Origin of the sequence: Paracoccus sp. SSK6 (assembly GCF_039770665.1) — a bacterium.
In the GTDB taxonomy this organism is placed as follows: Bacteria; Pseudomonadota; Alphaproteobacteria; order Rhodobacterales; family Rhodobacteraceae; genus Paracoccus.
The window spans coordinates 321,567-348,564 of record NZ_JBDPNJ010000001.1; the positions used below are offsets into that span (position 1 = coordinate 321,567).

General features: G+C 67.3%; 28 protein-coding genes. 19 read left to right on the plus strand and 9 right to left on the minus strand.

Translation table 11 applies throughout. The features are described from left to right. The first annotated feature begins 14 nt into the window (after positions 1 to 14). From AAIL68_RS01645 to recO, 10 genes are all read left to right on the plus strand, one after another. Positions 15 to 749, plus strand: a complete 735-nt coding sequence (locus AAIL68_RS01645) for a pyridoxine 5'-phosphate synthase (protein ID WP_347137743.1) — start codon at positions 15 to 17, stop codon at positions 747 to 749. Then, positions 746 to 1,192 carry a hypothetical protein gene (locus tag AAIL68_RS01650; RefSeq protein ID WP_347137744.1) on the plus strand — a complete coding sequence of 149 codons (447 nt, stop codon included), beginning with the start codon at positions 746 to 748 and terminating at the stop codon, positions 1,190 to 1,192. The genes AAIL68_RS01645 and AAIL68_RS01650 overlap by 4 nt, the downstream gene beginning before the upstream one ends. Positions 1,193 to 1,244: 52 nt before the next feature. Further along, entirely contained in the window at positions 1,245 to 1,655 is a 411-nt protein-coding gene (gene acpS / locus AAIL68_RS01655) for a holo-ACP synthase (RefSeq protein WP_347137745.1), read from the plus strand. A gap of 71 nt (positions 1,656 to 1,726) precedes the next feature. Further along, positions 1,727 to 2,521 carry a signal peptidase I gene (gene lepB, locus AAIL68_RS01660; RefSeq protein WP_347137746.1) on the plus strand — a complete coding sequence of 265 codons (795 nt, stop codon included), beginning with the start codon at positions 1,727 to 1,729 and terminating at the stop codon, positions 2,519 to 2,521. Beyond that, positions 2,518 to 3,207, plus strand: coding sequence for a ribonuclease III (gene rnc / locus AAIL68_RS01665; RefSeq protein WP_347137747.1), 690 nt, complete (start codon positions 2,518 to 2,520; stop codon positions 3,205 to 3,207). The genes lepB and rnc overlap by 4 nt, the downstream gene beginning before the upstream one ends. Beyond that, positions 3,204 to 4,124, plus strand: a complete 921-nt coding sequence (era, locus tag AAIL68_RS01670) for a GTPase Era (RefSeq protein ID WP_347137748.1) — start codon at positions 3,204 to 3,206, stop codon at positions 4,122 to 4,124. The genes rnc and era overlap by 4 nt, the downstream gene beginning before the upstream one ends. Continuing rightward, positions 4,117 to 4,452 carry a DUF1491 family protein gene (locus AAIL68_RS01675; protein ID WP_347137749.1) on the plus strand — a complete coding sequence of 112 codons (336 nt, stop codon included), beginning with the start codon at positions 4,117 to 4,119 and terminating at the stop codon, positions 4,450 to 4,452. Before era ends, AAIL68_RS01675 begins: the two co-directional genes overlap by 8 nt. A gap of 41 nt (positions 4,453 to 4,493) precedes the next feature. Then, a complete protein-coding gene (gene rarD / locus AAIL68_RS01680; protein WP_347137750.1) occupies positions 4,494 to 5,402 on the plus strand; it encodes an EamA family transporter RarD in 909 nt (302 codons plus the stop codon). Between the two features lie 58 nt (positions 5,403 to 5,460). Next, positions 5,461 to 5,892 (plus strand): VOC family protein, encoded by a 432-nt coding sequence (locus tag AAIL68_RS01685; RefSeq protein WP_347137780.1) that lies wholly within the window; start codon positions 5,461 to 5,463, stop codon positions 5,890 to 5,892. Further along, positions 5,892 to 6,629: a DNA repair protein RecO gene (gene recO / locus AAIL68_RS01690; RefSeq protein ID WP_347137751.1), complete on the plus strand. Its 738-nt coding sequence runs from the start codon at positions 5,892 to 5,894 to the stop codon at positions 6,627 to 6,629. The genes AAIL68_RS01685 and recO overlap by 1 nt, the downstream gene beginning before the upstream one ends. 7 nt (positions 6,630 to 6,636) lie before the next feature. On the opposite strand, the gene AAIL68_RS01695 is transcribed toward recO, so the two are convergent. After that, the gene (locus tag AAIL68_RS01695) at positions 6,637 to 7,113 is read right to left on the minus strand and encodes an META domain-containing protein (protein ID WP_347137752.1); all 477 of its coding nucleotides are present in this window, start codon (positions 7,111 to 7,113) and stop codon (positions 6,637 to 6,639) included. A gap of 78 nt (positions 7,114 to 7,191) precedes the next feature. After that, positions 7,192 to 8,790, minus strand: coding sequence for an acyl-CoA dehydrogenase family protein (locus AAIL68_RS01700; RefSeq protein WP_347137781.1), 1,599 nt, complete (start codon positions 8,788 to 8,790; stop codon positions 7,192 to 7,194). A 156-nt stretch (positions 8,791 to 8,946) separates the two neighbouring features. Here AAIL68_RS01700 and AAIL68_RS01705 point away from each other — a divergent pair, with 156 nt between their 5' ends. The 4 genes from AAIL68_RS01705 to rnr are packed head-to-tail and all read left to right on the plus strand — an operon-like array spanning position 8,947 to position 13,517. Beyond that, on the plus strand, positions 8,947 to 9,711 hold the full coding sequence (locus tag AAIL68_RS01705; protein WP_347137753.1) for a sulfite exporter TauE/SafE family protein: 765 nt from the start codon (positions 8,947 to 8,949) through the stop codon (positions 9,709 to 9,711). Between the two features lies 1 nt (position 9,712). Beyond that, the gene (dapE, locus tag AAIL68_RS01710) at positions 9,713 to 10,849 is read left to right on the plus strand and encodes a succinyl-diaminopimelate desuccinylase (RefSeq protein ID WP_347137754.1); all 1,137 of its coding nucleotides are present in this window, start codon (positions 9,713 to 9,715) and stop codon (positions 10,847 to 10,849) included. Then, positions 10,846 to 11,262, plus strand: a complete 417-nt coding sequence (locus AAIL68_RS01715; RefSeq protein WP_347137755.1) for a GNAT family N-acetyltransferase — start codon at positions 10,846 to 10,848, stop codon at positions 11,260 to 11,262. Before dapE ends, AAIL68_RS01715 begins: the two co-directional genes overlap by 4 nt. A gap of 11 nt (positions 11,263 to 11,273) precedes the next feature. Then, positions 11,274 to 13,517 (plus strand): ribonuclease R, encoded by a 2,244-nt coding sequence (gene rnr, locus AAIL68_RS01720; RefSeq protein WP_347137756.1) that lies wholly within the window; start codon positions 11,274 to 11,276, stop codon positions 13,515 to 13,517. Between the two features lie 129 nt (positions 13,518 to 13,646). Here rnr and AAIL68_RS01725 read toward each other — a convergent pair whose 3' ends face one another. After that, positions 13,647 to 14,912, minus strand: coding sequence for an HlyD family type I secretion periplasmic adaptor subunit (locus AAIL68_RS01725; RefSeq protein WP_347137782.1), 1,266 nt, complete (start codon positions 14,910 to 14,912; stop codon positions 13,647 to 13,649). Positions 14,913 to 15,154: 242 nt separating this feature from the next. Beyond that, a complete protein-coding gene (locus AAIL68_RS01730) occupies positions 15,155 to 16,906 on the minus strand; it encodes a type I secretion system permease/ATPase (protein WP_347137757.1) in 1,752 nt (583 codons plus the stop codon). A gap of 119 nt (positions 16,907 to 17,025) precedes the next feature. Here AAIL68_RS01730 and AAIL68_RS01735 point away from each other — a divergent pair, with 119 nt between their 5' ends. Further along, complete coding sequence (locus tag AAIL68_RS01735) at positions 17,026 to 17,802, plus strand: VacJ family lipoprotein (RefSeq protein WP_347137758.1); 777 nt, start codon at positions 17,026 to 17,028, stop codon at positions 17,800 to 17,802. Beyond that, the gene (locus AAIL68_RS01740; protein ID WP_347137759.1) at positions 17,777 to 18,391 is read left to right on the plus strand and encodes an ABC transporter substrate-binding protein; all 615 of its coding nucleotides are present in this window, start codon (positions 17,777 to 17,779) and stop codon (positions 18,389 to 18,391) included. The genes AAIL68_RS01735 and AAIL68_RS01740 overlap by 26 nt, the downstream gene beginning before the upstream one ends. A gap of 69 nt (positions 18,392 to 18,460) precedes the next feature. Here AAIL68_RS01740 and AAIL68_RS01745 read toward each other — a convergent pair whose 3' ends face one another. The 3 genes from AAIL68_RS01745 to AAIL68_RS01755 form a co-directional block, all read right to left on the minus strand. Further along, entirely contained in the window at positions 18,461 to 20,704 is a 2,244-nt protein-coding gene (locus AAIL68_RS01745) for a transglycosylase domain-containing protein (protein ID WP_347137760.1), read from the minus strand. Positions 20,705 to 20,865: 161 nt separating this feature from the next. Continuing rightward, positions 20,866 to 22,221 (minus strand): ammonium transporter, encoded by a 1,356-nt coding sequence (locus AAIL68_RS01750; RefSeq protein WP_347137761.1) that lies wholly within the window; start codon positions 22,219 to 22,221, stop codon positions 20,866 to 20,868. Positions 22,222 to 22,476: 255 nt separating this feature from the next. Then, a complete protein-coding gene (locus tag AAIL68_RS01755; protein ID WP_347137762.1) occupies positions 22,477 to 23,478 on the minus strand; it encodes a polyprenyl synthetase family protein in 1,002 nt (333 codons plus the stop codon). 75 nt (positions 23,479 to 23,553) lie between these two features. On the opposite strand from AAIL68_RS01755, the gene AAIL68_RS01760 reads away from it, so the two are divergent. The 3 genes from AAIL68_RS01760 to AAIL68_RS01770 are packed head-to-tail and all read left to right on the plus strand — an operon-like array spanning position 23,554 to position 24,739. Then, positions 23,554 to 23,763 carry a DUF2007 domain-containing protein gene (locus tag AAIL68_RS01760; RefSeq protein WP_347137763.1) on the plus strand — a complete coding sequence of 70 codons (210 nt, stop codon included), beginning with the start codon at positions 23,554 to 23,556 and terminating at the stop codon, positions 23,761 to 23,763. Then, positions 23,756 to 24,514 carry a methyltransferase gene (locus AAIL68_RS01765; RefSeq protein ID WP_347137764.1) on the plus strand — a complete coding sequence of 253 codons (759 nt, stop codon included), beginning with the start codon at positions 23,756 to 23,758 and terminating at the stop codon, positions 24,512 to 24,514. The genes AAIL68_RS01760 and AAIL68_RS01765 overlap by 8 nt, the downstream gene beginning before the upstream one ends. A gap of 60 nt (positions 24,515 to 24,574) precedes the next feature. Beyond that, positions 24,575 to 24,739 carry a YdcH family protein gene (locus AAIL68_RS01770; protein WP_306607654.1) on the plus strand — a complete coding sequence of 55 codons (165 nt, stop codon included), beginning with the start codon at positions 24,575 to 24,577 and terminating at the stop codon, positions 24,737 to 24,739. 69 nt (positions 24,740 to 24,808) lie between these two features. On the opposite strand, the gene phbB is transcribed toward AAIL68_RS01770, so the two are convergent. Continuing rightward, entirely contained in the window at positions 24,809 to 25,534 is a 726-nt protein-coding gene (gene phbB / locus AAIL68_RS01775) for an acetoacetyl-CoA reductase (RefSeq protein ID WP_347137765.1), read from the minus strand. A gap of 83 nt (positions 25,535 to 25,617) precedes the next feature. Beyond that, positions 25,618 to 26,790: an acetyl-CoA C-acetyltransferase gene (locus tag AAIL68_RS01780; protein ID WP_347137766.1), complete on the minus strand. Its 1,173-nt coding sequence runs from the start codon at positions 26,788 to 26,790 to the stop codon at positions 25,618 to 25,620. Positions 26,791 to 26,998: the final 208 nt, after the last annotated feature.

Consider the following 26,998-nt stretch of genomic DNA (forward strand, 5'->3'; position numbering starts at 1 on the left):
GCAAGGGGGACTTCATGCTGCGTCTTGGCGTCAACATCGATCACGTCGCAACCATCCGCAACGCGCGCGGCACGCCCTGGCCCGACCCCCTGCGCGCTGCCCGCATCGCGGAAGAAGCGGGCGCCGACGGAATCACCGCCCATCTGCGCGAAGACCGCCGCCATATCAGCGACGCCGACATCGACGCGCTGATGGCGAACCTGCGGCTGCCCCTGAATCTGGAGATGGCTGCGACGGCGGAGATGCAGGCCATCGCCCTGCGCCACCGCCCCCATGCCGTCTGCCTCGTCCCCGAAAAGCGGGAAGAGCGCACCACCGAAGGCGGCCTTGATGTTGCCGGGAACGAGGCGATGCTGGCCGACTACATCGCCCCCTTGCGCGACGCGGGCTGCCGCGTGTCGCTGTTCATCGGCCACGACCCCGCGCAGATTGAGGCCGCCGCCCGCATCGGCGCGGCGGTCGTCGAACTGCACACCGGCGCCTATTGCGACCTGGACACCGAGGGCCGCTTTGCGGAACGCGACGCCGAACTGGCGGGCTTGGTTGAGGGCGCGGCCCTGGCCCACAGCCTGGGGCTGGAGGTCCACGCGGGCCACGGCCTGACCTTCGACACGGTAGGCCCCATCGCCGCCATCCCGCAGGTCAAGGAGCTGAACATTGGGCATTTCCTGATCGCCGAGTCGGTCTTCATCGGCTTGGGCGAGGCAATCCGCGAAATGCGCCGCAAGATGGACGAGGCGCGGACATGATCCGCCTTCTTGCCGCCCTTGTCCTGCTTTCCGGTCAGGCCCAGGCTCAGCAGATCGACGTGAAGCCCTGCGGCGATGCGGAACGTGTCGATGCCATTGCCGAACCGTGGGAGCAGAACATCGCGACCTATGCCAATGGCGACATCCGCCTGGCGCGGCTGGATATGGTCGAACCCGCGGGCGGCGCATGGAAGCTGGTCGTCATCAGCCCCCCGCGAGACGAACTGGGCTTCCGGCAATGCCGCGTCATCGGTGCGGACGGGATCGGCTTCTACGACCTGGACTTTGCCAAGCGTCAGACCAGCTATGACCCTGCGCGTGGCCTGACGCTGACGCTGCCCGCGCAGCACTACCTGCCCGAGGATCCCGAAGCCGGTTGGTATCAACTGTCTCTGACCATCAACCAGCAGACCGGCGACATCACGGTGCAGGGCGCGAAATGACCTGCCGCTTCTTCTTTGCCCAAATACCCATGACCCTGCCGGGGCCAGGCGCATGATCCTCGGCATCGGCACCGACCTTGCGAATATCGACCGCATCGCGGGCACGCTGGACCGTTTCGGCGACCGCTTCCGCCATCGCGTCTTCACGCCCACCGAACTGGCCAAGGCCGCGCGCCGCAAGGATGAGGCGGGGACGCTGGCGAAACGCTGGGCCGCCAAGGAGGCGTGCTCCAAGGCGCTTGGCACCGGGCTTGCCATGGGCATCAGCTGGCGCGACATGGCGGTCAGCAACCTGCCCTCGGGCCAGCCGGTGATGGAACTGACCGGCTGGGCCGCCGACCGGCTGGCGCGGATGACGCCGCCCGGCCACCACGCCATCGTTCACGTCACCTTGACCGACGATCACCCCTGGGCGCAGGCTTTCGTGGTGATCGAGGCCCTGCCGGACGCGCCGCAATCTTGACTTTGCCCCCCGCCGGGGACCATGAACGCGCCAATGCGGCCATGCGCCCGCGCTTGATAAGGGACGACATCATGGCCGACAGCACGGCGGGCAAGAAGAAGGAAGGCCTATGGGAGACGGTGAAGACCATCTTCTGGGCCCTGGTCATCGCGGGCATCTTCCGCACGCTGTTCTTCCAGCCCTTCTGGATCCCGTCCGGGTCCATGAAGGACACGCTGCTGATCGGCGACTTCCTGTTCGTCAACAAGATGGCCTATGGCTATTCGCAATATTCCTGCCCCTTCGCGATGTGCCCCATCAGCGGCCGGATCCTGGGATCGGAACCCGAGCGCGGCGACGTGGTCGTGTTCCGCCATCCGACGCGCGGCGTCGATTTCATCAAGCGGCTGATCGGCCTGCCCGGCGACACGGTCCAGATGCGCAATGGCCGCCTGTTCATCAACGATCAGGAAGTGCCGATCACGCCCGCGGGAGAGTTCGTCGAGGTCAAGGAACAGCAGGGCCCCCAGGGCCTGATCCCGCGCTGCGTGAACGACCCGGTCCCGAAAGGCGCCGACTGCATCAGCCAGCGCTTCACCGAAACGCTGCCGAACGGTGTCAGCCACAATATCCTGAACATCCAGGACGGCGCCTTCGCGGATGACACGCCGAAATTCACCGTCCCCGAGGGGCAGTATTTCTTCATGGGCGACAACCGCGACAATTCGGAAGATTCGCGCTTTCCGCAGGAAATCGGCGGCCTGGGCTTCGTCCCCGCCGAATACCTGATCGGCCGCGCGGACCGGATCATGTTCTCCTCGGCCGGACGGTCGCTTCTCTATTTCTGGACCTGGCGGGCCGACCGCTTCTTCAAGGCGGTGGAGTGAAACCGGGCGCTGACATCCGCGCCTTCATGGCGCGGCTGGGACACGACTTCGCGCGGCCCGAACTGCTGGTGCGCGCTCTGACGCATGGATCCATCGCCAGCGCGACGCGTCCCGACAACCAGCGGCTTGAATTCCTGGGCGACCGCGTCCTGGGCCTTGTCATGGCCGAGGCGCTGTTCGACGCCGACAAATCCGCCAGCGAAGGTCAGCTTGCCCCCCGCTACAACGCGCTTGTCCGGGGCGAGACCTGCGCCGCCATCGCCCGCGAGATCGGTCTGGGCGAGGTGCTGAAGCTCGGCCGGTCCGAGATGATGTCGGGCGGACGCCGCAAGGAAGCCCTGCTGGCCGACGCGATGGAGGCCGTGCTGGCCGCCGTCTATCTGGATGCGGGCTTTGACGCCGCGCGCCGGATCGTGCTGCGGCTCTGGGCCGACCGGCTGGAGACGCTGGAGGACGATCCCCGCGACGCCAAGACCGCCTTGCAGGAATGGGCGCAGGCCAATGGAATGCCGCCGCCCTCCTATGAACAGACCGAACGCAGCGGCCCCGACCACGCGCCCGTCTTCCTGATCACCGCGCGGCTGGCCGACGGGCAACAGGCGCAGGCCAGGGGCGCGGGCACCAAGCGCAGCATCGAACAGGCGGCGGCCCAGGCGCTGCTGGACCGGCTGGAGGGCCGCGAATGACCGAGACAACATCCACCCGCGCGGGCTTCGTCGCGCTGATCGGCGAACCCAATGCCGGGAAATCGACGCTGCTGAACCAGATGGTCGGTGCCAAGGTCAGCATCGTCACCCACAAGGTCCAGACCACGCGCGCCCGCATCCGCGGCATCGCCATCCATGACGCGGCGCAGATCGTCTTCGTGGACACCCCCGGCATCTTCCGCCCGCGCCGCCGCCTGGACCGTTCGATGGTCGCCGCCGCCTGGGGCGGGGCATCGGACGCCGACATCATCCTTCTGCTGGTCGAGGCGCATCGCGGCATGACCGATGGCGTGACAGCCATCATCGATTCGCTGAAGGGCCTGGACAGCAAGACGCCCGTGGCCCTGGTCATCAACAAGATCGACCGGGTGAAGGCGGAAACGCTGCTGGCCCTGTCGGCGGAACTGAACGCCGCCTATTCCTTCGCCAACACCTTCATGATCTCGGCGGAGAAGGGTTATGGCTGCGACGACCTGCGCGCCTGGCTGGCCGCGACGCTGCCCGAAGGCCCCTGGCTGTATCCCGAGGACCAGATCGCCGACCTGCCGATGCGCATGATCGCGGCGGAAATCACCCGCGAAAAGCTGACCCTGCGCCTGCACGAGGAAATCCCCTACCAGCTGACGGTCGAGACCGAGGCCTGGGAGGAACGCAAGGACGGATCCGCCAAGGTGGATCAGGTCGTCTATGTCGCGCGCCCCGGCCACAAGGGCATCGTCCTGGGCAAGGGCGGCGAGACGATCAAGGCCGTGGGCCAGGCTGCCCGCGCCGAACTGGAGGAATTCATGGGCCGCCGCGTCCATCTGTTCCTGCAGGTCAAGGTCCGTGAGAACTGGCTGGACGAGGCCGAACGATACAACGAGATGGGCCTCGATTTCCGCGACGGCGATGCCTGAACCCAGGCTTGCGACCGGCATCTGGGTTTCGGCCTATCTGGCACGTCTGGGGCTGGCGAACATCCCCGCCTATGTGACGGCGCGCGGGGACGACACGGCGGGCGCGGTGCTGGTGAAATGCGCGCATTTGGACGGCACCGCGCGGCTTTACGGACGCGAATGGGACTTCGACACCGACAGCCGCCCCTGGCAGGTGCTGGCCGTTGGCCTTGAACTGGAGATTGACCAGGCCATTGCCCGGCAGCGCGGCTTCGATCCCGACCTGTGGGTGATCGAAATCGAAAGCCGCGACGGGCGCACGCTGCTGGACGAACCGGGTCTGGCGTGATCCATCTGGCGCCCGCCTGATTTGCAGCCTATGCACAGCGCATGAGCAACCCGCCTTCATCCGGTGATTCCCCGCGCGGCCTGATGCTGGCCATCGCCACTTATGTCATGTGGGGCTTTCTGCCGCTGTTCATGAAGCAGCTGGCCCATGTCCCCCCGTCCGAGGTGATCGCCCATCGCGTGCTGTGGTCGCTGCCTATCGCCCTGGCCGTCCTGCTGTGGCAGCGCCGCTGGGCCGAGGTGGGCGCCGCCCTGCGCCAGCCGCGCCTTCTGGGCATGGCGATGCTGACGGCGGCGCTGATTTCCGTGAACTGGATGATCTATGTCTGGGCGGTGGGCAACGGCCACGCGCTGGATGCGGCGCTGGGATACTACATCAACCCGCTGTTCAGCGTGGCCATGGGGGCGACGCTGCTGCGCGAACGGCTGAACCGGGCGCAACTGGCGGCCATCGCCCTTGCCGCGCTGGCGGTCGTGGTGCTGACGGTGCAGCTTGGCCGCCTGCCGCTGGAGGCGATCGGGCTGACGCTGTCTTGGGGCATCTATGCCTATTGCAAGAAAAGCCTGCCGCTTGGCCCGACGCAGGGTTTCACGCTGGAGGTGCTGCTGCTGACACCCCCGGCGCTGGCCTATGTCGTCTGGCTGACGGCCAGCGGGCAATCGCATTTCGCGGCGGGCAACATCAAGGACACGGTGTTCCTGTTCGCCTGCGGGCTGGTCACGGCCGTGCCGCTGCTGTGCTATGCCACCGCCGCCAAGGAATTGCGCCTGTCCACCATCGGCATCCTGCAATATATCGCGCCGACGATGATCTTCCTGACCGCCGTGCTGGTCTTTGGCGAGCCCTTCGGCACCGCGCAGATGATCGCCTTCCCGATGATCTGGGCGGCCCTGGTGATCTATACCCTGTCGATGCTGCGCGGACCCTCCACCAGCCGCGCCACCCCATAGGCTTGGCAGCGCCCCGGACCCGTGCCAATCTGGCCGGGTTATCGGAGGTGCCATGTCCCTGTCCCGCCAACGCATCACGCTTGTCACGCTGGGCGTGGCCGACATGGACCGCGCGCGCCGCTTTTACGAAGCCTGGGGATGGGTGCCGCATCCCGCCTCGCAGCCGGGCGTGACCTTCTACCAGATGAACGGCGCCGTGCTGGCGCTGTTCGGGTTGGACGATCTGGCCGCCGATCAGGGACGGCCCGGCGCGGCCTTGGGAACGGGTGCGGTGACGCTGGCGCAGAACTGCGCGGAGGACGCGGAAACCGATGCGGTCTTCCAGGCGGCGGTCGATGCCGGGGCCATGGTCCTGAAGCAGCCGGAAAAGGTCTTCTGGGGCGGCTATTCCGGCTATTTCGCCGACCCCGACGGGCATGTCTGGGAAATCGCCACTAACCCGTTCTGGCCGCTTGAACCTGACGGGTCGCTGACCCTGCCCGGTGCCTGATGGAGTGGCAGGCCGAAGGCACGGTCCTGGCCCGCCGCGCCCATGGCGAGACGGCGGTGATCCTGGACGTGCTGACCGACGGGCACGGGCGCCATTCCGGGCTGGTGCCCGGCGGCGCCTCGCAGCGGCGGGCGGCGATGCTGCAACCGGGCACCCGGCTGGACCTGCGCTGGCGGGCGCGGCGGGACGACCAGCTTGGCACCTTTTCGGTCGAACCGGTGCGGCTGCGGTCGGGGCTGATGGCCGATCCGCTGGCGCTTGCGGGGCTGAACGCGGTCTGTTCGCTGCTGGTCTTCGCGCTGCCCGAACGCGACCCGCACCCGGCCTTGGTCGCCGATACCGAACGCCTGCTGGACCTGATGGAAACCGGCGCGGACTGGGGCGCCGATTACCTGCGCTGGGAAATCCGCCTGCTGGAGGAGATGGGCTTCGGCCTTGACCTGTCAACCTGCGCGGTGACGGGCGCGCGGGAGGGGCTGGCCTATGTCAGCCCGAAATCGGGCCGGGCCGTCAGTCGCGAAGGGGCGGGGGAATGGGCGGACCGCCTGCTGCCCCTGCCGGGGATCCTGGGCGGGGCGGGCGACAATCGCGCCCAAGGCCTGGCCGAGGGGCTGGCGATCACCGGGCATTTCCTGGCGACCCGGATCGCCGGGGAACTGGTGGGCCGTCCGGTTCCGGTGGCCCGCCAGCGTCTTGTGGACCGGCTGGTGCGCAACCAGCCGAAGACGGGCTGCTGACCCGCCCTTACTGGCCCGCGCGGGCCTGATCGACCGCGCTGACCTGGGTCTGCGTCGCGGTCACGCCGCGTTCGAAGATCAGCCAGGTCTGGGGCGATTTCACCTTTAGCACGCCGCCGTAATATTCCATCTCGGTCGCCGACTGCAGAACCTGGAAGAAGCGGTTTTCGATGGTGGTGTTCTTGCCGCAGGCGACGCCGGTGGTCTGCAGGGGCGACAAGGCCACCAGCGGCAGTTCCGCGTTGTTCCTGGCGCCATAGCCGTTGCAGGGCCCGCGCCCCGAGATGCTGCCTTCGGCGATGGTCAGGGTCATGTTGCGCAGCGGCACGGTCGCGCCGTCCATGCCCACCAGTGCATAGTCGCCGCCCGGAATGAAGCCCCGGTCGTTTGCGGGATCCACGGGCGGCGTGGGTTCGCAGGCGGCAAGGGCAAGGGCTGCGGCGGTCAGCGCGCCGAATGTGCCGAAACGGGCAAGGCGGGGCATGGTGGGACTCCTTCAGGCGAACGTCGAATGGGAATGCGGCAAAACCGCTTTGGTTGCAGCACCCTAGACGAAATCGGATCAGCCTAACAGGCGCCGGGCGATCACTTGGGCCTGAATCTCGGCGGCGCCCTCAAAAATATTCAGGATGCGTGCATCGCACAACACACGGCTGACGGGGTATTCCAGCGCAAAGCCGTTGCCGCCGTGGATTTGCAGGGCATTGTCCGCGCTGGCCCAGGCCACGCGCGCGCCCAGCAGCTTGGCCATCCCGGCCTCCAGGTCGCAGCGGCGGCCGTGATCCTTTTCCCAAGCGCTGAAATAGGTCAGCTGCCGCGCGATCATGATCTCCACCGCCATCATCGCCAGCTTGTCGGCCACGCGGGGGAAGGCCACCAGCGGCTTGCCGAACTGCTTGCGGTCAAGGGCGTATTGCAACCCCAGTTCCAGGGCGTTCTGCGCCACGCCGATGGCGCGGGCGGCGGTCTGGATGCGCGCGGATTCAAACGTCTGCATCAGCTGCTTGAAGCCTTGGCCGGTGACGCCGCCCAGCAGGTTTTCCGCGCGGACTGTGAAGCCGTCGAAGCCAAGCTCGTATTCCTTCATGCCGCGATAGCCCAGCACCTCGATCTCGCCCCCGGTCATGCCGGGGGTGGGGAAGGGGGCCTCATCCGTGCCGGGCGTCTTTTCGGCCAGGAACATCGACAAGCCGCGATAGTCGGTGGTGTCGGGATCGGTGCGGGCCAGCAGCGTCATCACATGGGTGCGCGCGGCATGGGTGATCCAGGTCTTGTTGCCGGTGATGGTCCAGGTGTCGCCGTCCTTGACCGCGCGGGTCCGAAGGCTGCCCAGGTCGCTGCCGGTGTTGGGTTCGGTGAAGACCGCCGTGGGCAGGATTTCCCCCAACGCAAGGCGGGGCAGCCAGTGGGCCTTCTGGTCATCGGTGCCGCCGCCCAGGATCAGTTCGGCGGCGATCTCGCTGCGGGTGCCCAGAGAGCCCACGCCGATATAGCCGCGCGACAGTTCCTCGCTGACGACGACCATCGCGGCCTTGGACAGGCCCAGGCCGCCGAACTCCTCGGGGATGGTCAGGCCGAAGACGCCAAGTTCGGCCAATTCCTGGATGATCTCCATCGGGATCAGTTCGTCCTTCAGGTGCCAGCCATGGGCATGCGGGACCACCTTGTCGTCGGCCCAGCGGCGGAATTGGTCGCGGATCATCTCCAGATCCTCATCCAGTCCCGTTGTGCCAAAGGTGGCGCTGCCCCTGGCATCCGCCATCAGCGCGGCCAGCCGGGCGCGGGCATCCGGCGTGTTGCCCGTCATCAGGGCGCGGGCCACGTCGGACGGCTGCCAGTCCAGGCCCAGGTCGGACAGGCGGGCAAATTCCGTTTGGCTCATCGGAATGCCGCCCGCGATCTGGGTCAGGTATTCGCCGAAACCGATCTGCGTGATGAGGCTTTCGATCTCTCCACCCACGCGGCCCGACCAGGCGGCAAGCTGGCGCAGCGATTCGACGTAAGTGGCCAGCCAGGACAGGGCATGGGCCGCGTGCTGGTGCCGCTCCAGGGCCTCGGCGTCGATCTTGCCGTTGGTCGAGACCATGGCGCGCAAGGCCTGCGTGGCGCGGGCTTGCAGGTCGGCCAGTTCGGACAGGACAGTATCAAGCTGGTGCGGCATGTCTTTCATGGATCAGGCTCCTTGCGGCGTTGCAGCATGGGTAGCGCCTTCGCAAGCGCAGCGCAACAATTATGCGCAATGCAAGCATTAAGTGAACGAAAATGTCCGGCGCATCTGGCATTTCCATTCCGCCTTTGCCCCGCTAGCTTGCGCGGCATGTTTGGACTGGATCCTTGGCAATTCTGGACAATTTTCGCCGTCACGGGTTTTGCGGGCTTCGTGAAGGGGACCATCGGCTTTGCCATGCCGCTGATCATGGCCTCGGCCTTTGCATCCCTTCTGCCGCCGCAAGTGGCCCTGGCCGCGCTGATCCTGCCGGTGCTGACCACGAATATCCATCAGGCGCTGCGGCAAGGCCCGGCGGCGGCGGTCCAGTCGATCCGCAGCTATCGCTGGCACATCGCCATGGTGCTGGCGGCCATGACCCTGTCCGCGGGACTGGCCCGGCAGATCCCGCAGGGGCTGATGTATGCGCTGCTGGGCCTGCCGATCCTGGGCTTCGCCCTGTGGCAACTGGCGGGCAGGCCGCTGGCGCTGCCCATCCACCACCGCCGCCGGGCCGAGATCGCGACCGGCATCATCGGCGGGCTGTACGGCGGCATTTCCGGCATCTGGGGACCGCCGCTGATCGTGCTGCTGCTGTCCCTTGGCGCCGAGAAGCGCGAACAGATCCGCGTCCAGGGCGTCGTCTTCCTGCTGGGCGCCGCCGGGCTGACGGTAGCGCATCTGGCATCCGGCATCCTGAACGCGCAGACGATCCCGCTGTCGGCGGTCCTGTGCATCCCGGCCTTTGGCGGGATGCTGGCGGGCTTTGCCTTGCAGGACCGCATGGATGCCGCCGTCTTCCGCCGCTGGACCCTGATCCTGCTTGTCGTCACCGGCTTGAACCTTGTCCGCCGCGCCCTTTCCGATTGGATATGACATGATCGATGCCGCCGACCTGACCGCCCGCCTGATCCGCTGCCCCTCCGTCACGCCCGAGGAAGGCGGCGCCCTGGTCCTGCTGGGCGGCCTGCTGACGGATGCCGGATTCGAGGTCCATCGCGTGGACAGGGGCGGCACCCCCAACCTGTTCGCCCGCTGGGGCGCCAAGGGGGCGCGCAGCTTCGGCTTCAACGGCCATACCGACGTGGTGCCGCCCGGCGATCTGGGCTCCTGGACGCATCCGCCCTTCAGCGGCCATGTGGAAGACGGCATCATCTGGGGCCGGGGCGCCACCGACATGAAGTCGGGCGTCGCGGCCTTTGTCGCCGCCGCCATCGATTTCGTGCGCGACACGCCCCCAGACGGCGCCGTGATCCTGACCATCACCGGGGACGAGGAAGGCCCGTCGCGCGACGGCACCATCGCCATCCTGGACTGGATGGAGGCCCATGGCGAGCGCATGGACGCCTGCATCGTGGGCGAGCCGTCGAACCCCGAGATCATGGGCGAGATGATGAAGATCGGCCGTCGCGGATCGGCGACCTTCACCATCACCGCCAAGGGGGTGCAGGGCCACGCGGCCTATCCGCACAAGGCGAAGAATCCGCTGCACGCGCTGACGGCATACCTGAACGACCTCATCGCCACGCCGCTGGACGCGGGAACCGATCATTTCGACCCGACGGGCTTGCAGATCACCAGCATCGACTGCGGCAATCCGGCGTCCAACGTGATCCCGGAAGCGGCGCGGGCGGTGGTGAACATCCGCTTCAACGACCTGCATACGGCCGCCAGCCTTGAAGCCGACCTGACGGCGCGGGCGGCCCGCGTCAGTGCGGCCACCGGCGTGGCGCTGACCATCAGCACCCAGGTTTCGGGCGAGGCCTTCCTGACCCAGCCCGGCCCCTTCGTCGATCTGGTCCGCAGCGTGGTCACGCAGGAAACCAACCGCCAGCCGGTCCTGTCCACCAGCGGCGGCACCTCGGACGCGCGCTTCATCAAGAACCACTGCCCGGTGGTCGAATTCGGCCTTGTCGGCGCCTATATGCACCAAGTGGACGAGCGCGTGCCCGTGGCGCAGGTCCGGCAGCTCAAGACCATCTACCAACGGATTCTGGAAAAATATTTCGAATGAAGATCGAACGGACCACCGATCTTGCCGCCTGCCACGCCCTGCGCCGCGCCGTGTTCATCGAGGAACAGGGCGTGTCCGAGGCCGAGGAGATGGACGGCAAGGACGACCAGGCGATTCACCTGCTGGCCAGCCAGGACGGCCAGCCGGTCGGCAGCGCGCGGATCCTGCTCATGGGCGACACCGGCAAGATCGGCCGCGTCTGCGTGCTGGCTCAGGCGCGCGGCACCGGGCTTGGCGCGGCGCTGATCCGCGCGGCGCTTGATGTGCTGCGCGACCAGCCGGGCATCACGCGCGCCAGGCTGGGCGCGCAGACCCATGCCATCGGGTTTTATGAAAAGCTGGGCTTTGTGGCGCATGGCCCGGTTTACGATGATGCGGGGATCCCGCATCGTGACATGACCCGCGAGTTTTGAAGGATCGGCAGATGGCCCAGCTTCCCAGCAAGGAACAGATCATGGAATGGGTCGCGGAAAACCCCGACGCCAATTCCAAGCGCGACATCGCCAAGGCTTTCGGCATCAAGGGCGCCCTGCGGATCGAGTTGAAGCGCCTGCTGAAGGAGCTTGAGGGCGAGGGCCAGCTTGAACGCCGCCGCCGCCATTACCTGGACGCCGAACGCCTGCCGCCGGTGACGGTGCTGGAACTGCTGCCGCCCGACGGGTCGGGCGACCTGTTTGCCCGGCCGATGGAATGGCATGGCGACGGCCCGATGCCGCGCATCCTTTATGCGCCGCGCGAAACCGACCCGGCGCTTGGGCGCGGCGACCGCTTCCTGGGCCGGTTGGTTGAGGTTCATGGCGAGGATCACCAGTACCAGGCCCGCCTGATCCGCCGCATCACCGCCGCGCCGCACCGCATCACCGGCATCTTCCGCAAGGAAGCCGAAGGGGGCCGGATCGTCCCCATCGACAAGGGGCAGGACAAGGAATGGCGGGTCCGCCCCGACGGGACGCAGGGCGCGCAGAACGGTGAACTGGTGCAGGCCGAACAAATCGGTCCCAAGGGCCGCATGGGCCTGCCCACTGCGCGAATCATCGAGCGGCTGGGCGATCCGTCCGCCCCCCGCGCCGTCAGCCTGATCGCTATCCACCAGCACGGCATCCCCGACGATTTCCCCGATGCCGTGATCGAGGAGGCCGAGGGCGCCAAGCCCGCCACCATGAAGGGCCGCGAGGATCTGCGCGACTTGGCCCTGGTCACCATCGACCCCTCGGACGCGCGCGACCATGACGATGCGGTCGCCGCCCATGTCGAGGACGACGGCGGCGCGACCATCTGGGTCGCCATCGCCGATGTCGCCCATTACGTCACCCCCGGTTCTGCGTTGGACCGCGAGGCCTGGCTGCGCGGCAACTCCACCTATTTCCCTGACCGCGTGGTTCCCATGCTGCCCGAGGCGCTGTCGGCCGACCTGTGTTCGCTGCACGAAGGCGTGGACCGTCCGGTGATCGCGGTGCGCATGCGGCTGGATTCGCAGGGCAACAAGATCAGCCACAACTTCCATCGCGGCATGATGAACAGCCGCGCCTCGCTGGCCTATGAACAGGCGCAGGCGGCGGCGGATGGCAAGCCCGACGCGCAGACCGAGCCGCTGATGGACAGCGTGATCCGTCCTCTGTGGCACGCCTATGGGTTGCTCAAGGAAGCGCGCGCCCGCCGCCAGCCGCTGGATCTAGACCTGCCGGAACGCCGGATCGAACTGACCCCGGACGGGCGCGTCAAGTCGGTCAACTTCCGCGAACGCTTCGACGCGCACAAGCTGATCGAGGAGTTCATGGTCCTGGCCAATGTCGCCGCCGCCGAGGAGCTGACCCGCCGCCAGCGTCCGCTTCTGTTCCGCGTCCACGAGGAACCGAGCCTGGAAAAGATCGACGCGCTGCGCGAGGTGGCCCAGGCCTCGGGCTTCACGCTGGCCAAGGGGCAGGTGCTGCATACCAGCCACCTGAACCGCCTGCTAGCCCAGTCCGAGGGCACGGATTTCGACGAACTGATCAACATCAGCACGCTGCGGTCGATGACGCAGGCCTATTACCACCCGGAAAATTTTGGGCATTTCGGGCTGGCGCTGAAAAGCTATGCGCATTTCACCTCGCCCATCCGGCGCTACTCCGACCTGATCGTGCATCGCGCGCTGATTTCGGGACATGGTTGGGGCAAGGACGGGCTGTCGCCGCAGGACATGGACCGTCTGGCGGAAACCGCGACCCATATCAGCGAAACCGAACGCCGCAGCATGGCCGCCGAACGCGACACGACCGACCGCTACTTGGCGGCCTTCCTGTCGGAACGAGTGGGGACCGAGATGACGGGCCGGATCAGCGGCGTCCAGAAATTCGGCGCCTTCGTCAAGCTGGATGAGACCGGCGCCGACGGGCTGCTGCCGATCCGTGCCATCGGACAGGAGTATTTCCACTTCGATCCCGATGCCCAGATGCTGGTCGGCAGCGATACGGGGCTGGAGATCGGCCTTGGCCAGCGCGTCACCGTGCGGCTGGCCGAGGCGATCCCGATGACCGGCGGTCTGACGCTGGATCTGCTGGAACTGGACGGCCAACCCCTGCCGCGCGGCCCGCACAAGGGCAAGCGCGGGCGCAGCCCCCGCCGCATGTCCACCACGTCGCGGCTTGCGGAAATCAAGCGCGCGACCAAGCGGCGGCGCAAGCGGTAGCCACCCGGCTGTTCATCTTCGCACAAATATCCCGCGGGGCTTCCGAGCGCCCGGAAAAAGGTCCAGTGGACCTTTTTCAGCGAGGAAGGGGCCGGTAGGCCCGAATGGGGGCGCGAAGCCCCCACGGCGTCAGCTTTCCCGGAACGCGCGGTTGAAGTAATCTGCGAGCGGCTTGATCAGATAGGCCATCGGGCTGCGCTCGCCGGTCTGGATATAGACCTCGACCGGCATGCCGGGGATCAGGGCCAGGTCGCCCAGCTTGGCCAACTGGTCCGTCGGGATGGTCACTTCGGCGCGATAGTATGGCATCCGCGTCGCCTCGTCGATCAGCGCATCCGCCGACACCCGGCCCAGCACCCCGTCGATTTCCGGCGTCGTACGCGAGGAAAAGGCCGAAAACCGCAGCACCACCGGCTGGCCCACCTGGACCTCATCGACGTTGATCGTGGCAAGGCGCGCGCCGATCACCAGCGGACGGTCCTGCGGGATGACATACAGCACAGGTTCGGCGGGGCGGATCACCGACCGGGGCGTTGTCACCTGCAGGTTGTAGATGACGCCCGCCGCAGGCGCCCGGATCTCCAGACGGTTGATCTGCTCGGTCAGGCCCCGGCGGCGTTCGGCCAGTTCCAGTTCGCGGTAACCCAGGTCGCGCAACTCGGTTTCGGCCTCCTCGCGGCGTTCGGCGCCAAGGCGCAGGCGCTGGATGTCCAGTTCCGTCTGGCGCGTCTCGGCCGCCGCGCGGCTGGCCTTCAGCTCGCCCAACTGACCGTCGAGGCTGGCGGCTTCCCGCTGCAAGGCCAGCACGCGGGATGCCTGCGCAAGCCCCCGATCCAGCAGGGATTGCTGGTCCTCCAGCTCCTCGCCGATCAGGTCGCGTTGGCGGTCAAGCGCAACGATCTGCGCGTCGATGCCCTCGACCTGCTGGCGGACCTGCTCGGACTGCTTTTCCAGTTGCTCGACGGACTGGCGCAGGGTGTCGCGCCGCGTCTCGAACAGGCTGCGCTGGCCTTCGATCAGGGCTTGCAGTTCCGCGTTTCCCTCGGCTGCGGTCAGCAGTTCCTGCGGGATCTCCATCGTCTCGGCATCGCCGCGCTCGGCCTCCAGCCTGCCGCGCCGGGCAAGGATCTCGAAATACTGCCCTTCGACGATGGCGTGTTCGGTGCGCAACAGGCTGCCGTCCAGCCGGATCAGGGTCTGGCCCGCCTCGACCGTCTGGCCGTCCTTGACCAGGATCTCCTCGACCACGCCGCCGTCCGGGTGCTGGACAATCTGGCGCTGCTGTTCCACCTCGACCTGGCCGCTGGCGACCACGGCGCCCGCGATGCGGCTTTGCATCGCCCAGAGGGTGAAGCCCCCCAGAAGCACGATAATGGACAGCAGGCCGGCGATCATTGCCCCGCGCACCGACCAGCGGCCCGGATCGGGCGGCGCGATGGGTTTCGGCGGCGCGGGCGGCAAGGGGGGCTGGACCGGAGGCACCGGCTGGGCCGGGGCTGCGGCGGCGGGACGCGGTGCGGGGCCGGGGATCGGCCCTTCGGCCGGGGCGCCGATGCGGCTGGACAGGATCCCCGTCTGGACACCCGAAGGGCGCGGGGCAGGGCTCTCGCCATCCTCGGGCTTTTTCGATTCGTCGCTCATGATACGCCCCCCGTGCGGCCGGTTTCCTGGGACTTCAGGATCTGTTGCGAGTTCTGCACCATCTCTTGCAGCACCTTGTCGCGCGGTCCGAAGGCGCGGCGGATGCCCTGTTCCATGACCAGCAGAAGGTCGCATTCGTTGATCGCCGCCGGCCGGTGCGCCATGATGACGACGCAGCCGTTCTGCGCCTTCACGCGCCGGATCGCCGCGTTCAGCGCCATCGACCCCTCGTTGTCGAGGTTCGAGTTCGGCTCGTCCAGAACCAGCAGTACCGGATCGGGATAGAGGGCGCGGGCCAGCCCGATCCGCTGGATCTGCCCGCCCGACAGCCGCCCGCTTGCCTGGCTGATGCGCGTGTCATAGCCCTGCGGCAGATCCAGGATCATCTGGTGCGCCGCCGCCGCCTGCGCCGCGCGCACCACGCGGGCCGGATCCATCTCAGGCGACAGGCGGGCGATGTTTTCGGCGATGGTGCCGTCGAACAGCGTCACCTGCTGGGGCAGGTATCCAATCATGGTGCCCAGCACATCCGGGTCATACTGGTCCAGCGTCGCCCCGCCCAGGCGGATCGACCCCGCGCCCACCGGCCAGGCGCCGATCAGCGCGCGGGCCAGCGTCGATTTGCCCGCGCCCGAAGGCCCGATCACGCCAAGCGCCTGCCCCGGCGCCACCCCGAAGGACACCCCGCGCACGATGGCGACATTCTGGCCCGGAGGGGCGACCGACAGGTTGCGCACCTCGACCGTGGCCTCGGGGCGGGGCAGGGGGGTATGGCTGACCTGCGCGGGCTGGCGCGACAGAAGGCGGGCCAGACGGTCCCAGGCATCCTGTGCGGCCTGCACGGCGGGCCAGCCCGCCACCAGTTGTTCGACCGGCGCAAGGGCGCGGCCCATCATGATGGAACTGGCGATCATCGCGCCCGGCGTCACTGCCTGCCGCAGCACCAGCCAGGCGCCGGTGGCCAGCATCGCGCTTTGCAGGAACAGCCGGAAGCTTTTGGAAAAGACGGTGAAGCCCGACGACAGGTCGGCGCCGCGTACCGCCTGCTCCTGCGCCTCGGCCCGCGCCTTGCGCCAGCGGGCATAGGTGGCGCTGCGCATCCCCAGGGCACCGATCACCTCGCCTTCGTCGCGGTACAGGTCCGCCATGCGCTGCGCCTGCGCCGAGGCGATGTTGGCCTGCTGCAGGGGCGCCCTGGTCAGCGCGCGGTTGGCCATGGTCGTGACCACAAGGATCGCGCCCCCGATCGTCGCCACCACGCCCAGCAGCGGATGGAAGATATAGACCGCCGCCAGGAACAGCGGCGCCCAGGGCAGGTCGAACGCCGCCAGCAGCACCGGCGAGGCGATCAGCCGCTGGACCGAGTCGAGATCGCGCATCCCGCTGGCCGCCGCCGCCGATTCATCGCCCGAGATCGCCCCCTCGCGCAGCGCGGCGGTAAAGACCCGCCCCTCCATCCGGTCCTGGAAGCGGGCGGCGATGCGCCCCATCACGCGGCTGCGGACGAAATCCAGAAAACCCATCAGCAGGAACAGGAACACCACCAGCACGAACAGCGCCGTCAGCGTTTCCACCGAACGCGAGGCCAGCACCCGGTCATAGACCTGCAGCATGAACAACGGCCCGGTCAGCATCAGCAGGTTTACGACAGCGGAAAACAGCCCCACGGCGGCAAGCAGCGGCAGCCCCGCCGCGCGTGCCCTGCGCAATTCCTGCGCGCCATTTCCGATCACAGGCGGTTTGCCCATCTTGTCCATCCTTGCCTTGGGCCGCTTGCCCGTGGTCCTGCGCACCAGTATGCGGGTGCCACCCGCCGAATCCCGCACGGTCCTATACCCGCACTACCTGAAAAAGGTTAGGAGATCCTTTGCGTCCCTTTTTCCTTGCCGCCCCGCTGGCCCTGTGCATGGCCCTTGCCGGTTGCGGATCGAAGCCTGTGATGCAGGACGGCATCCATGTCAACGACCCCTTCGAGGCTCAGAATCGCCGTGTCCATGCCTTCAACAAGGCCCTGGATCGCCGGGTCATCGGGCCTGCCGCCAGGCTGGCTGCGGGCGGGGACGACGGGTCGGACCGGCCGGGCGTGATGGACCTGGTCATCAATGCCGGGGCCAACCTGTCGCTGCCGGGAAAGGTCGCGAACAGCCTGCTGCAAGGCCGCCCCGAACCTGCGATCAAGAATTTTTTCCGCTTTGCTGTCAACACGACGCTGGGAATCGGCGGGTTGCTGGATCCGGCGGGCCGCGACTTCGGCCTGCCCGAGCATGACACCGATTTCGGGGAAACGCTGGCCGTCTGGGGACTGCCCGAAGGCGCCTATCTGGAACTGCCGGTGCTTGGCCCCTCTACCCAGCGGGACGCGGCGGGCAAGGCCGTCGATCTGGTGATCGACCCGCTGAACCACCTTCTGAACCGGGATGCGGCATGGGCGGCTTTTGGCCTACGCGCGGCCTCAAAAGCCGGTGATCGGGCGCGTTTCGGCGACACCGTGGATAGCGTCCTGCAGGAGAGTGCGGATAGCTATGCGCAACTGCGGCTGATCTATCTGATGCACCGCCGCCACGAGTTGAACCAGGGAGGGACCGCCATTGACCCCTATGCCGACGCTGCCGCAGCCGATGCCATCGACCCTTATGCCGAATGACCGGCGCGGCTTCCTGGCCCTGCTGGGGGGCGCGGCCGCGCTGTCGCTGGCGCCCGCCCGCGGCTGGACGCTGGACGCCGACCAGGCCAGCGCGCTGATCAGCACCGCCCTGGGCGAGGTCTATCAGGTCATCAACTCGGGCCAGCCGCCTGCCCGGATGTATCGCGACTTCGAGGCGATCTTCGTGCGCTATGCTGATGTGGACGTGATCGCCCGGTCCGCGCTTGGCCCCGCCGCGCGTCAGGCCGATCCGGCGGCGCTTGCCGCCTATACCCGGGCCTTCCAGGGCTATATCGGCCGCAAATACGGCAAGCGCTTCCGCGAGTTCATCGGATCGAAGATCGAGGTGACGGGCGCCCGCCCGCTCAAAAGCTTCTATGCCGTCACCTCGACCGCCTATCTGAACGGCCGCGCCCCCATGGAAGTCGAATGGCATGTGTCCAACAAGTCGGGCCGCGACAGGTTCTTCAACATCATCATCGAGGGCGTGAACATGCTGGCCAGCGAACGCGCCGAAATCGCCGCCATGCTGACCGCCCGGCGCGGCGACCTGGCGGCGCTGACGGCGGATCTGCAGGCGGCGGGATGACTTGATCCCGGTCACGCAAAAGGCCCGGCAAATTGCCGGGCCTTTGTCTTTCTGGACGCTCGGTCCGCGTCAATTCCCCCCCAGGATCCCGTTCAACGCCCGGCTCAACGCGTCATCCGAACTTGCCGTGCTGCTGTCACCTGGGGTCTGCGGTGCTGTCACCTGCCCACCCGCCGGATTGGCCGAATTCACCGCGCCCGCCAATGCCGCCGCCAGGGGATCGTCCGCCGAGCCCGAGGTCACGACCTTCGGTGCGCCCTCGTTCGACAACAGGATGCCGCTGCCGTCGGGCGAAACCGTAGAGAGCGGCAGTTCGGGCAAACCCTCGTGGATGTCGGACATGACCGCCTGCCAGATCTCGGCGGGCAACCCGCCGCCGGTGACGCCCTTCAGGGGCGTGTTGTCGTCATAGCCCATCCAGACGCCGACCACGTATTGTTCGGAAAAGCCCACGAACCAGGCGTCGCGATAGCTGCTGGTGGTGCCGGTCTTGCCGGCCACGGGGCGCGAGCCCATCTTGGCGCGCCCGCCCGTGCCGCTGGCGATCACCTGCTCCATCATGTAGATCAGCTGGCCCGCCGCGCGCTGGCTGATGACGCGCTGGCCCATGCCGCCCGACTGGCCCATCAGCGGCTGGTCGTCGCCCGCGATGCGCAGTTCCACCAACCCGTAAGGCGCGACCGAGGTGCCGCCGTTGCGGATGCCCGCATAGGCGCCGGTCAGCTCCATCAGCGTGGCCTCGGACGCGCCAAGGCCCAAGGACGGGCTGGTGGTCAGGTTGCTGACGATGCCGAAGTCATGGGCGATGCGGCGGACCTCGGACCGGCCCACGGCTTCCTGCAGGCGGATGGTGGCGGTGTTCAGCGACTGCTTCAGCGCGGTCGTCAGCGTCACGTTGCCGTAATAGCGGCGGGTATAGTTCTGGGGCGACCAGGGCTTGCCGCCGGGGATGCGGATGGTCAGCGGCCCGTCCTCGATCCGGTCGCCGGGGCCATAGCCCGCTTCCAGGGCGGCGGCATAGACGAAGGGCTTGAAGCTCGACCCGGTCTGGCGCTTGGCCTGGACCGCGCGGTTGAAGGCGCCGTTCACGGTCAGGTCGCGCCCGCCGATGATGGCGCGCACCGCGCCGTCGGCGGACATCACGACCACCGCGGCCTCGGCCTTGCTGCCGTCCTTGACCTTTTCGTCGAAGACCCGCTTCATCGCGCGTTCGGCCGCCGTCTGGATGCGGGGGTCGAAGGTGGTGCGGATGGTCACGTCCTCGGTCGTTTCGCTGGTCAGGAAGCCGGGGCCGGATTCCATCACCCAGTCGGCGAAATAGCCGCCCGCCCGCGCCTCGGCCGCCTGCGACAGCCGCGCGGGATGGGCGCGGGCCTGCTCAACCTCGGCGGGGGTCAGGTAGCCTTCCTCGGCCATCAGGCCCAGGACCACATTGGCGCGTTCCTGGGCGCGCTTGAGGTTGGCGGTCGGCGCGAAATAGCTGGGCGCCTGCAGAAGGCCCGCCAGCATCGCGGCCTCGGACGCGTTCACGTCGGATGCGGGCTTGTTGAAGTAACGCTGGCTCGCGGCCTCGAAGCCGCGCGCACCGCCGCCCATGTAGGAGCGGTTCATGTAGATGTTGAGGATGTCGTCCTTGGAATACTTGGCTTCCAGGGCGAAGGAATAGGGAACCTCCTTCACCTTGCGCCACAGCGAGGTGACGCGGCAGTCCTGTTCGAACTCGGCCTCGTTCTTCCAGCGGATCGGGTCGAATGTGTCGCCCAGGCACAGCAGTTTCGCGACCTGCTGGGTGATGGTGGACCCGCCATGGCCTTCCAGCGGGCCGCGCCCTTCGGCCATGTTGATCTTGATGGCGCTGGCGATGCCGCGCGGGCTGATGCCGAAATGCCAGTTGAAGCGGCGATCCTCGGTCGCGATCACGGCTTCCTTCAGGATCGGGGCGATCTTGTCGCTGGTGACGGCGCCGTAGGTCTCGCCCCGCCAGGCGAAAACCTTGCCGTTGTTGTCCAGCATGGTGACGGATCCGCGCGCGCGGGCGTCGAACAGGGCTTCGGGTTCGGGCAGGCTGGCATAGAAATAGGCGGTGGCGGCGCCGACGATCAGGACCATGACCATGGCCAGCCGCCAGACCGATCCCCAGAGGATGCGCCAGATCAGGCCCACGGTGCCCGCGACCGTGCGGACCACGACATTGCCGCGCCGGGCAGGGGTCTTGTGGCGCCGCACGGGGGATTTCTGCTGGGGCGCGGGGCTGCGCTTGTCGGCAACAGGGCCGCGGCCCGTGCGCTTCGGGGTGCCGGTCGATCGTTTCATGCGTCAGGGTGCCTGCGTATCTGCCCAGGGCCGTTCAGCGGCCAAATTGTGCCGTACCCTACACGAAGAATCGCCGGGGGGGAATTGGGGTGACCAATCCGTGATTTGTGCATGAAAAAGGCCCGGCGGGTCGCGCCGGGCCTTTGCATCGCCGCAGGTTCCTAGTTGTAAGCACTTTCGCCATGGGTGGTGATGTCCAGGCCCTGGCGTTCGTCGGTGTCGGTGACGCGCAGCCCGATCAGCGCCTTGACGATATGGATGGCGGCAAAGGACACGGCGCCCGACCAGAGGATGGCGATCGCCACGCCCAGGGTCTGGTTCCAGACCTGCCCGGCCATCGAGAATTCCGCCACCGCATTCGCGCCATAGTCGAAGACGCCCGTCCCACCCAGCGAGGGCGCGGCGAAGACGCCCGTCAGGATCGCGCCGATGATCCCGCCGATGCCATGGATGCCGAACACGTCCAGGCTGTCGTCGATGCCCATGCGCGGCTTCATGCTGACGACGAACCACATGCACAGCAGGCCCGCGATCAGCCCGATGGCGATGGCGCCCATGGGGCCGACGAAGCCCGCCGCCGGGGTGATGCCCACCAGGCCCGCGATGGCGCCGGAAATCCCGCCCAGCAGGCTGGGGTGGCCGCGAAAGGCCCATTCGCCGAAGGACCAGGCCAGCACGCCCGCGGCGGTGGCGACGGCGGTGTTGATCATCGCCAGCGCGGTTAGGCCGTTCGCCTCAAGGTTCGACCCGGCGTTGAAGCCGAACCAGCCGATCCACAGCAGGCAGCCGCCGATCAGCGTGAAGGTCAGGTTGTGGGGCGCCAGCAGTTCCTTGCGATAGCCGATGCGGGGACCGGCGACCATCGCCGCGACCAGGCCCGCCACGCCCGCGTTGATGTGGATCACGGTGCCGCCCGCGAAATCCAGCGCGCCATGGCTGAACAGCAGCCCTGAGGGCGCGTCATAGGCGGAAGGCCCGCCCCACCACCAGACCATATGAGCCATCGGCAGGTAAGACAGGAAGAACCAGATCACCACGAACAGCAGGATCGCGCTGAACTTCAGCCGTTCCGCCGTGGCGCCCACGATCAGGGCGGATGCGATGCAGGCGAAGGCCATCTGGAAGATCACGAAGGACAGTTCCGGGATCACCACGCCCGCGCTGAAGCCTTCGACGTTGGAGGCGGTGGTGACGCCCGCCAGGAACATCTTGGACAAGCCGCCGATATAGGGGGTCAGGGTGGTCACGTCCTCGGCCGCGCCCGCGCCGGTGAAGGCCAATGAGTATCCGAAGGCCACCCACAGGATTGCCACCATGCTGAACACCGTCAGCACCTGCATCAGCACCGACAGCATGTTCTTGGCCCTGACCAGCCCGCCATAGAACAGCGCCAGCCCCGGCAGCGTCATCATCATCACCAGGATGGCGGAAACCAGCATCCAGGTCGTGTCGCCCTTGTCCGGCACGGGTGCCGCGGCAACCGCGTCCTGCGCGAAGGCGGGCGCCGTGATCAGCATTGCGGCGCTGGCAATAAAGGGAGCAGCCCTTGTCATCATCAATTCCCCTTTGACGCGGCGCCGGTCGCGCCGCCGATGCCCTTTTCATGCGGCGGCATCCGGCGGCTTGCACAGGCGTCAGGCAGGCAGAGGAAAGGGTCAGACGGCAATTGCCGGTTTCATGGGCGGAATGCAGCGGCCACGCCCGAAAGAAAGGCATGGCACGGCTGGCAAACCCTTGCGGTGGATTTTGCCTGGGGCGCGCGCGCGCGCGGATCAGGCGACGCGGCTGACCACGAAATCCGCCAGATCGGACAGCATGTCGCGGATCGGATGGGCGGGCAGTTGGGCCAGCGCCGCCTTGGCCGTGGCGGACCAGCGCAGGGCGTCTGCGCGCGCGGCCTCCATCGCGCCGTGGCGGGCCAGCAGGGTCAGGGCGTGGTCCAGATCGCCATCGCGCTGATCGCCCTTTTCGATGCTGCGCGACCAGAAGGCGCGTTCTTCCGCGTCAGCCTTGGCGACCGCCTTGATGACGGGCAGGGTCAGCTTGCGTTCGCGGAAATCGTCGCCGACGTTCTTGCCGATGGTTTCCGTCGCGCCGCCGTAATCCAGCAGGTCGTCCACGATCTGGAAGGCGATGCCCAGGGCGTCGCCGTAATCGAACAGCGCCCGTACCTGATCGGGGGACGCGCCCGCGATGACGCCGCCCACCTCGGTCGCGGCGGAGAACAGCGCGGCGGTCTTGCCGCGCACGACCTTGAGGTAGATCCCCTCGTCCGTGCGCAGATCCTGGGCGGCAGTCAGTTGCAGCACCTCGCCCTCGGCGATGGTGGCGGCGGCGTTCGACAGGATCTCCAGCGTGCGCAGGTTGCCGGGTTCGACCATCAACTGGAAGCTGCGGGCGAACAGGTAATCGCCCACCAGCACGCTGGACTTGTTGTCCCACAGCAGGTTCGCCGTGGGACGCCCGCGCCGCTGGCGGCTTTCATCGACCACGTCGTCATGGAGCAAGGTCGCCGTGTGGATGAACTCCACCGTCGCGGCCAGATGGATGTGGAACGGGCCACCATATCCCATGATCCGCGCGGCGGCCAGCGTCAGCATGGGACGCAGCCGCTTGCCTCCGGCCTCGATCAGATGGGCCGTCACCTCGGGGATGCGGGGGGCGTTTTCGCTGGACATGCGGTCGCGGATGAGGGCATTGACCGCCTCCATCTCGGCGCCAAGCGCCTCGGACAGCCGATCCAGCGGTTTCTGGACGTTTTCCTGCACACCCATGGCCTTACCCCCTTGCAGCGCCCGTCCCTTGCCATGCCCTCGACAATTGCGCAACCGCCGCCTAGCGTTTCGGCCATGAAAGAACTGTTCCGCAGCAACGATCCCGTCCGCATGTCCCGCGCGCTTGGCCTGCTGGAGGACGAAGGGATCCCCGCCTTTCCCATGGACCAGCACATGAGCGTGCTGGAAGGATCGCTGGGCATCCTGCCGCAGCGGCTGATGGTGGCGGACCGTGACGAATTCATGGCTCGCGCCATCCTGCGCGATGCCGGCCTGGATGAGTGAGGCGTCAGAGGATGGCTTCCTGGACGGCCGGTTGCGGGTGGCGCAACCCCGGCGCGGCTTCCGGTCGGGCGCCGATGCGGTGATGCTGGCGGCGGCCTGTCCGGCGGTGGCGGGGCAATCGGTGCTGGAACTGGGCTGCGGGGCAGGGGTGGCAAGCCTGTGCCTGGGCTGGCGCGTGCCGGGGCTGCGGTTGGTCGGCTTGGAAATGCAGGGGGATTATGCCGATCTGGCGCGGCAGAACGCGGACGCGAACGGCATCGCGATGGAGGTGGTGACGGGCGACGTGGCCCGCCCGCCCGCCGACCTGCGGGCACAGGTGTTTGACCACGTCATCGCCAATCCGCCTTATTTCCTGGGCGGCACGGCGGCGCCCGATGGCGGCCGGGCCCTGGCGCGGCGAGAGGAAACGCCCTTGGCCACCTGGATCGACGCGGGCCTGCGCCGGTTGCGGCCCCGCGGCATGGTGACGCTGATCCAGCGGGCCGACCGGCTGGATGGGATATTGGCCGCGCTGGCGGGGCGGACCGGGGCCGTGACGATCCTGCCCGTGGCAGGCCGCGCGGGGCGCGAGGCCGGGCGCGTGATTGTCCAGGCCACAAAGGGCGCGCGGGGTCCGCTGCGGCTGCTGGCGCCCTTTGTCATGCACCGTGAAACCGCCCATGCGGGCGACCGCGAAGACCTGACGGAGGCCGCCTCAGAGGTGCTGCGCGAGGGTTCGCCGCTCACGCCGCTGTTTGCAAAAGTCTCGTGACAGAATCGAATGCCTGTGCTGCAATCCCTCCGTTCGACTCAACCTATACAGGAGGACGCGATGTCGGTTGCTTCCCACGTCGAGGAACTGCGCAAGAAACACCAGGTGCTTTCCGAGGCCGTTGAAAGAGAACAAAGAAGCCCTGGATCCAGCGATATGCAGATCAAGGCCATGAAGCGCGAGAAACTTCGTCTCAAGGAAGAGATTTCCCGACTGTCCCACTGACCGTTGAACGGTGACAGATTTGAAGCGGCCCGCGCGATCAGCGCGGGCCGCAACCATTTGTCGCAAGGGTCAGACGAAGAACTGGCCCCCATTGGCGCTGATGGTCGATCCGGTGATAAAGCCCGCCTCATCGGATGCCAGGAACACCACGGTCCGCGCGATCTCCTCGGGCTCGCCCAGGCGGCCGACGGGGATCTGCGGGATAATGCGTTCGTTCAGCACCTTCTCGTCGATGGCCTTGACCATCTCGGTCGCGATATAGCCGGGGCAGATCGCGTTGACGGTGATGCCCGCCCGCGCGCCTTCCTGGGCCAGCGCCTTGGTGAAGCCCAGGTCGCCCGCCTTGGCCGCCGAATAGTTGGCTTGGCCCGCCTGACCCTTCTGCCCGTTGATCGAGCTGATGTTGATGATCCGCCCGAACTTGCGGTCGCGCATCCCCGACCAGACCGGATGGGTCATGTTGAAGACGCCGGTCAGGTTGGTGTCGATGACTTCCTTCCACTGTTGCGGCGTCATCTTGTGGAACATCGCGTCGCGCGTGATGCCCGCGTTGTTGACCAGCACGGCAATGGGGCCGACCTCTTCCTCGATCTGCCTGATGCCCGCCGCGCAGGCATCGTAATCGGCGACCGACCATTTATAGGTCTTGATCCCGGTTTCTTCCGTGAACGCCTTTGCAGCGTCGTCATTGCCCGCATAGGTGGCGGCGACGGTATAGCCAGCCTCTTGAAGCGCCTTGGAAATTGCCGCGCCGATCCCGCGCGACCCCCCGGTGACAAGTGCAACCTTGGACATTGATCCCCCCTTGAATGATCGTGCCTGAAATATTGCTACAAGGCATGTTTGCAACGCGCAACATCATTGCGCGCCATTTTGCCTCAGCGTTCGACACAAAGGGCGACGCCCATGCCCCCGCCGATGCACAGCGTGGCAAGGCCCTTCCTCGCATCGCGGCGCTTCATCTCGAACAGCAGGGTGTTCAGCACGCGGCAGCCCGAGGCGCCGATGGGGTGGCCGATGGCAATGGCGCCGCCGTTCACGTTCACGATCTCGGGGTTCCAGCCCATGTCCTTGTTCACGGCGCAGGCCTGGGCGGCAAAGGCCTCGTTCGCCTCGACCAGATCCAGATCCTGGACGCTCCAGCCCGCCTTTTCCAGGGCCTTGCGGCTGGCCGGGATCGGGCCGGTGCCCATGATCGCGGGATCAAGCCCCGCCGTGGCATAGGAGGCGATGCGGGCCAGCGGCGTCAGGCCGCGGCGGTTCGCCTCGTCCTCGCTCATCACCATGACCGCCGCCGCGCCGTCGTTCAGGCCCGATGCATTGCCCGCCGTGACCGAGCCGTCCTTGGAAAAGGCGGGGCGCAGCTTCTGCATGGCATCGATGGTCGCGCCATGGCGGATGTATTCGTCCTTGTCCACCACCGTGTCGCCCTTGCGGGTCTTGACGGTGAAGGCCACGATCTCGTCGTCGAAGCGGCCCGCCTTCTGCGCGGCCTCGGCCTTGTTCTGGGAACCCAGCGCGAATTCATCCTGCTGGTCGCGGCTGATCTGCCATTGCTGGGCCACGTTTTCCGCCGTGGTGCCCATGTGATAGTTGTTGAAGGCGTCCCACAGTCCGTCGCGGATCATCGTGTCGATGAACTGCATGTCGCCCATCTTCTGGCCGGCGCGCAGATAGGCGGCATGGGTGGACATCGACATGCTTTCCTGGCCGCCCGCCAGCACCACCTTGGCATCGCCCGCGACCACCTGCTGGGCCGCCAGGGCCACCGCGCGCAGGCCCGATCCGCAGACCTGGTTGATCAGCCAGGCCGAGGATTCCTGCGGCAGGCCCGCCTTGATATGCGCCTGGCGGGCGGGGTTCTGGCCCTGGCCTGCGGTCAGCACCTGGCCCAGGATCGTTTCATCAACCTCGGCTGGGTCGATTCCGGCGCGGGCCACGACCTCCTTCAGGACGGCAGCGCCCAGGTCATGCGCCGGAGTATTGGCGAACGATCCCAGGAAACTCCCGACCGCCGTGCGGGCGGCGGAAACGATTACGGCTTTGGTCATGACGGGCTCCCTTCCCCTTGAAGGCCAGATGACTGGCGACTCGGGGACAGGATGCGGGTTCGTGCTGCCGCGTCAAGCACATCCCCCAAAAGGTGCAGCCGCATCTATCGCAGCGCGACCGAGGGCGGGGACTTCCAGGGCGGCGCGATGGTGGGCGCGCCGAAGTAATAGCCCTGCAGGCAGTCGATGCCGCTGTCGATCAGGAAAC

What these genes read in the sequence shown, in the direction of transcription:
- AAIL68_RS01645 (WP_347137743.1), top strand. Translation starts at nt 15, where the DNA reads ATGCTGCGTCTTGGCGTCAACATCGATCACGTCGCAACCATCCGCAAC.
- AAIL68_RS01650 (WP_347137744.1), top strand. Translation starts at nt 746, where the DNA reads ATGATCCGCCTTCTTGCCGCCCTTGTCCTGCTTTCCGGTCAGGCCCAG.
- acpS (WP_347137745.1), top strand. Translation starts at nt 1,245, where the DNA reads ATGATCCTCGGCATCGGCACCGACCTTGCGAATATCGACCGCATCGCG.
- lepB (WP_347137746.1), top strand. Translation starts at nt 1,727, where the DNA reads ATGGCCGACAGCACGGCGGGCAAGAAGAAGGAAGGCCTATGGGAGACG.
- era (WP_347137748.1), top strand. Translation starts at nt 3,204, where the DNA reads ATGACCGAGACAACATCCACCCGCGCGGGCTTCGTCGCGCTGATCGGC.
- AAIL68_RS01675 (WP_347137749.1), top strand. Translation starts at nt 4,117, where the DNA reads ATGCCTGAACCCAGGCTTGCGACCGGCATCTGGGTTTCGGCCTATCTG.
- rarD (WP_347137750.1), top strand. Translation starts at nt 4,494, where the DNA reads ATGAGCAACCCGCCTTCATCCGGTGATTCCCCGCGCGGCCTGATGCTG.
- recO (WP_347137751.1), top strand. Translation starts at nt 5,892, where the DNA reads ATGGAGTGGCAGGCCGAAGGCACGGTCCTGGCCCGCCGCGCCCATGGC.
- AAIL68_RS01695 (WP_347137752.1), bottom strand. Translation starts at nt 7,113, where the DNA reads ATGCCCCGCCTTGCCCGTTTCGGCACATTCGGCGCGCTGACCGCCGCA.
- AAIL68_RS01700 (WP_347137781.1), bottom strand. Translation starts at nt 8,790, where the DNA reads ATGCCGCACCAGCTTGATACTGTCCTGTCCGAACTGGCCGACCTGCAA.
- AAIL68_RS01705 (WP_347137753.1), top strand. Translation starts at nt 8,947, where the DNA reads ATGTTTGGACTGGATCCTTGGCAATTCTGGACAATTTTCGCCGTCACG.
- dapE (WP_347137754.1), top strand. Translation starts at nt 9,713, where the DNA reads ATGATCGATGCCGCCGACCTGACCGCCCGCCTGATCCGCTGCCCCTCC.
- AAIL68_RS01715 (WP_347137755.1), top strand. Translation starts at nt 10,846, where the DNA reads ATGAAGATCGAACGGACCACCGATCTTGCCGCCTGCCACGCCCTGCGC.
- rnr (WP_347137756.1), top strand. Translation starts at nt 11,274, where the DNA reads ATGGCCCAGCTTCCCAGCAAGGAACAGATCATGGAATGGGTCGCGGAA.
- AAIL68_RS01725 (WP_347137782.1), bottom strand. Translation starts at nt 14,912, where the DNA reads ATGATCGCCGGCCTGCTGTCCATTATCGTGCTTCTGGGGGGCTTCACC.
- AAIL68_RS01730 (WP_347137757.1), bottom strand. Translation starts at nt 16,906, where the DNA reads ATGGGCAAACCGCCTGTGATCGGAAATGGCGCGCAGGAATTGCGCAGG.
- AAIL68_RS01740 (WP_347137759.1), top strand. Translation starts at nt 17,777, where the DNA reads ATGCCATCGACCCTTATGCCGAATGACCGGCGCGGCTTCCTGGCCCTG.
- AAIL68_RS01745 (WP_347137760.1), bottom strand. Translation starts at nt 20,704, where the DNA reads ATGAAACGATCGACCGGCACCCCGAAGCGCACGGGCCGCGGCCCTGTT.
- AAIL68_RS01750 (WP_347137761.1), bottom strand. Translation starts at nt 22,221, where the DNA reads ATGCTGATCACGGCGCCCGCCTTCGCGCAGGACGCGGTTGCCGCGGCA.
- AAIL68_RS01755 (WP_347137762.1), bottom strand. Translation starts at nt 23,478, where the DNA reads ATGGGTGTGCAGGAAAACGTCCAGAAACCGCTGGATCGGCTGTCCGAG.
- AAIL68_RS01760 (WP_347137763.1), top strand. Translation starts at nt 23,554, where the DNA reads ATGAAAGAACTGTTCCGCAGCAACGATCCCGTCCGCATGTCCCGCGCG.
- AAIL68_RS01765 (WP_347137764.1), top strand. Translation starts at nt 23,756, where the DNA reads ATGAGTGAGGCGTCAGAGGATGGCTTCCTGGACGGCCGGTTGCGGGTG.
- AAIL68_RS01770 (WP_306607654.1), top strand. Translation starts at nt 24,575, where the DNA reads ATGTCGGTTGCTTCCCACGTCGAGGAACTGCGCAAGAAACACCAGGTG.
- phbB (WP_347137765.1), bottom strand. Translation starts at nt 25,534, where the DNA reads ATGTCCAAGGTTGCACTTGTCACCGGGGGGTCGCGCGGGATCGGCGCG.
- AAIL68_RS01780 (WP_347137766.1), bottom strand. Translation starts at nt 26,790, where the DNA reads ATGACCAAAGCCGTAATCGTTTCCGCCGCCCGCACGGCGGTCGGGAGT.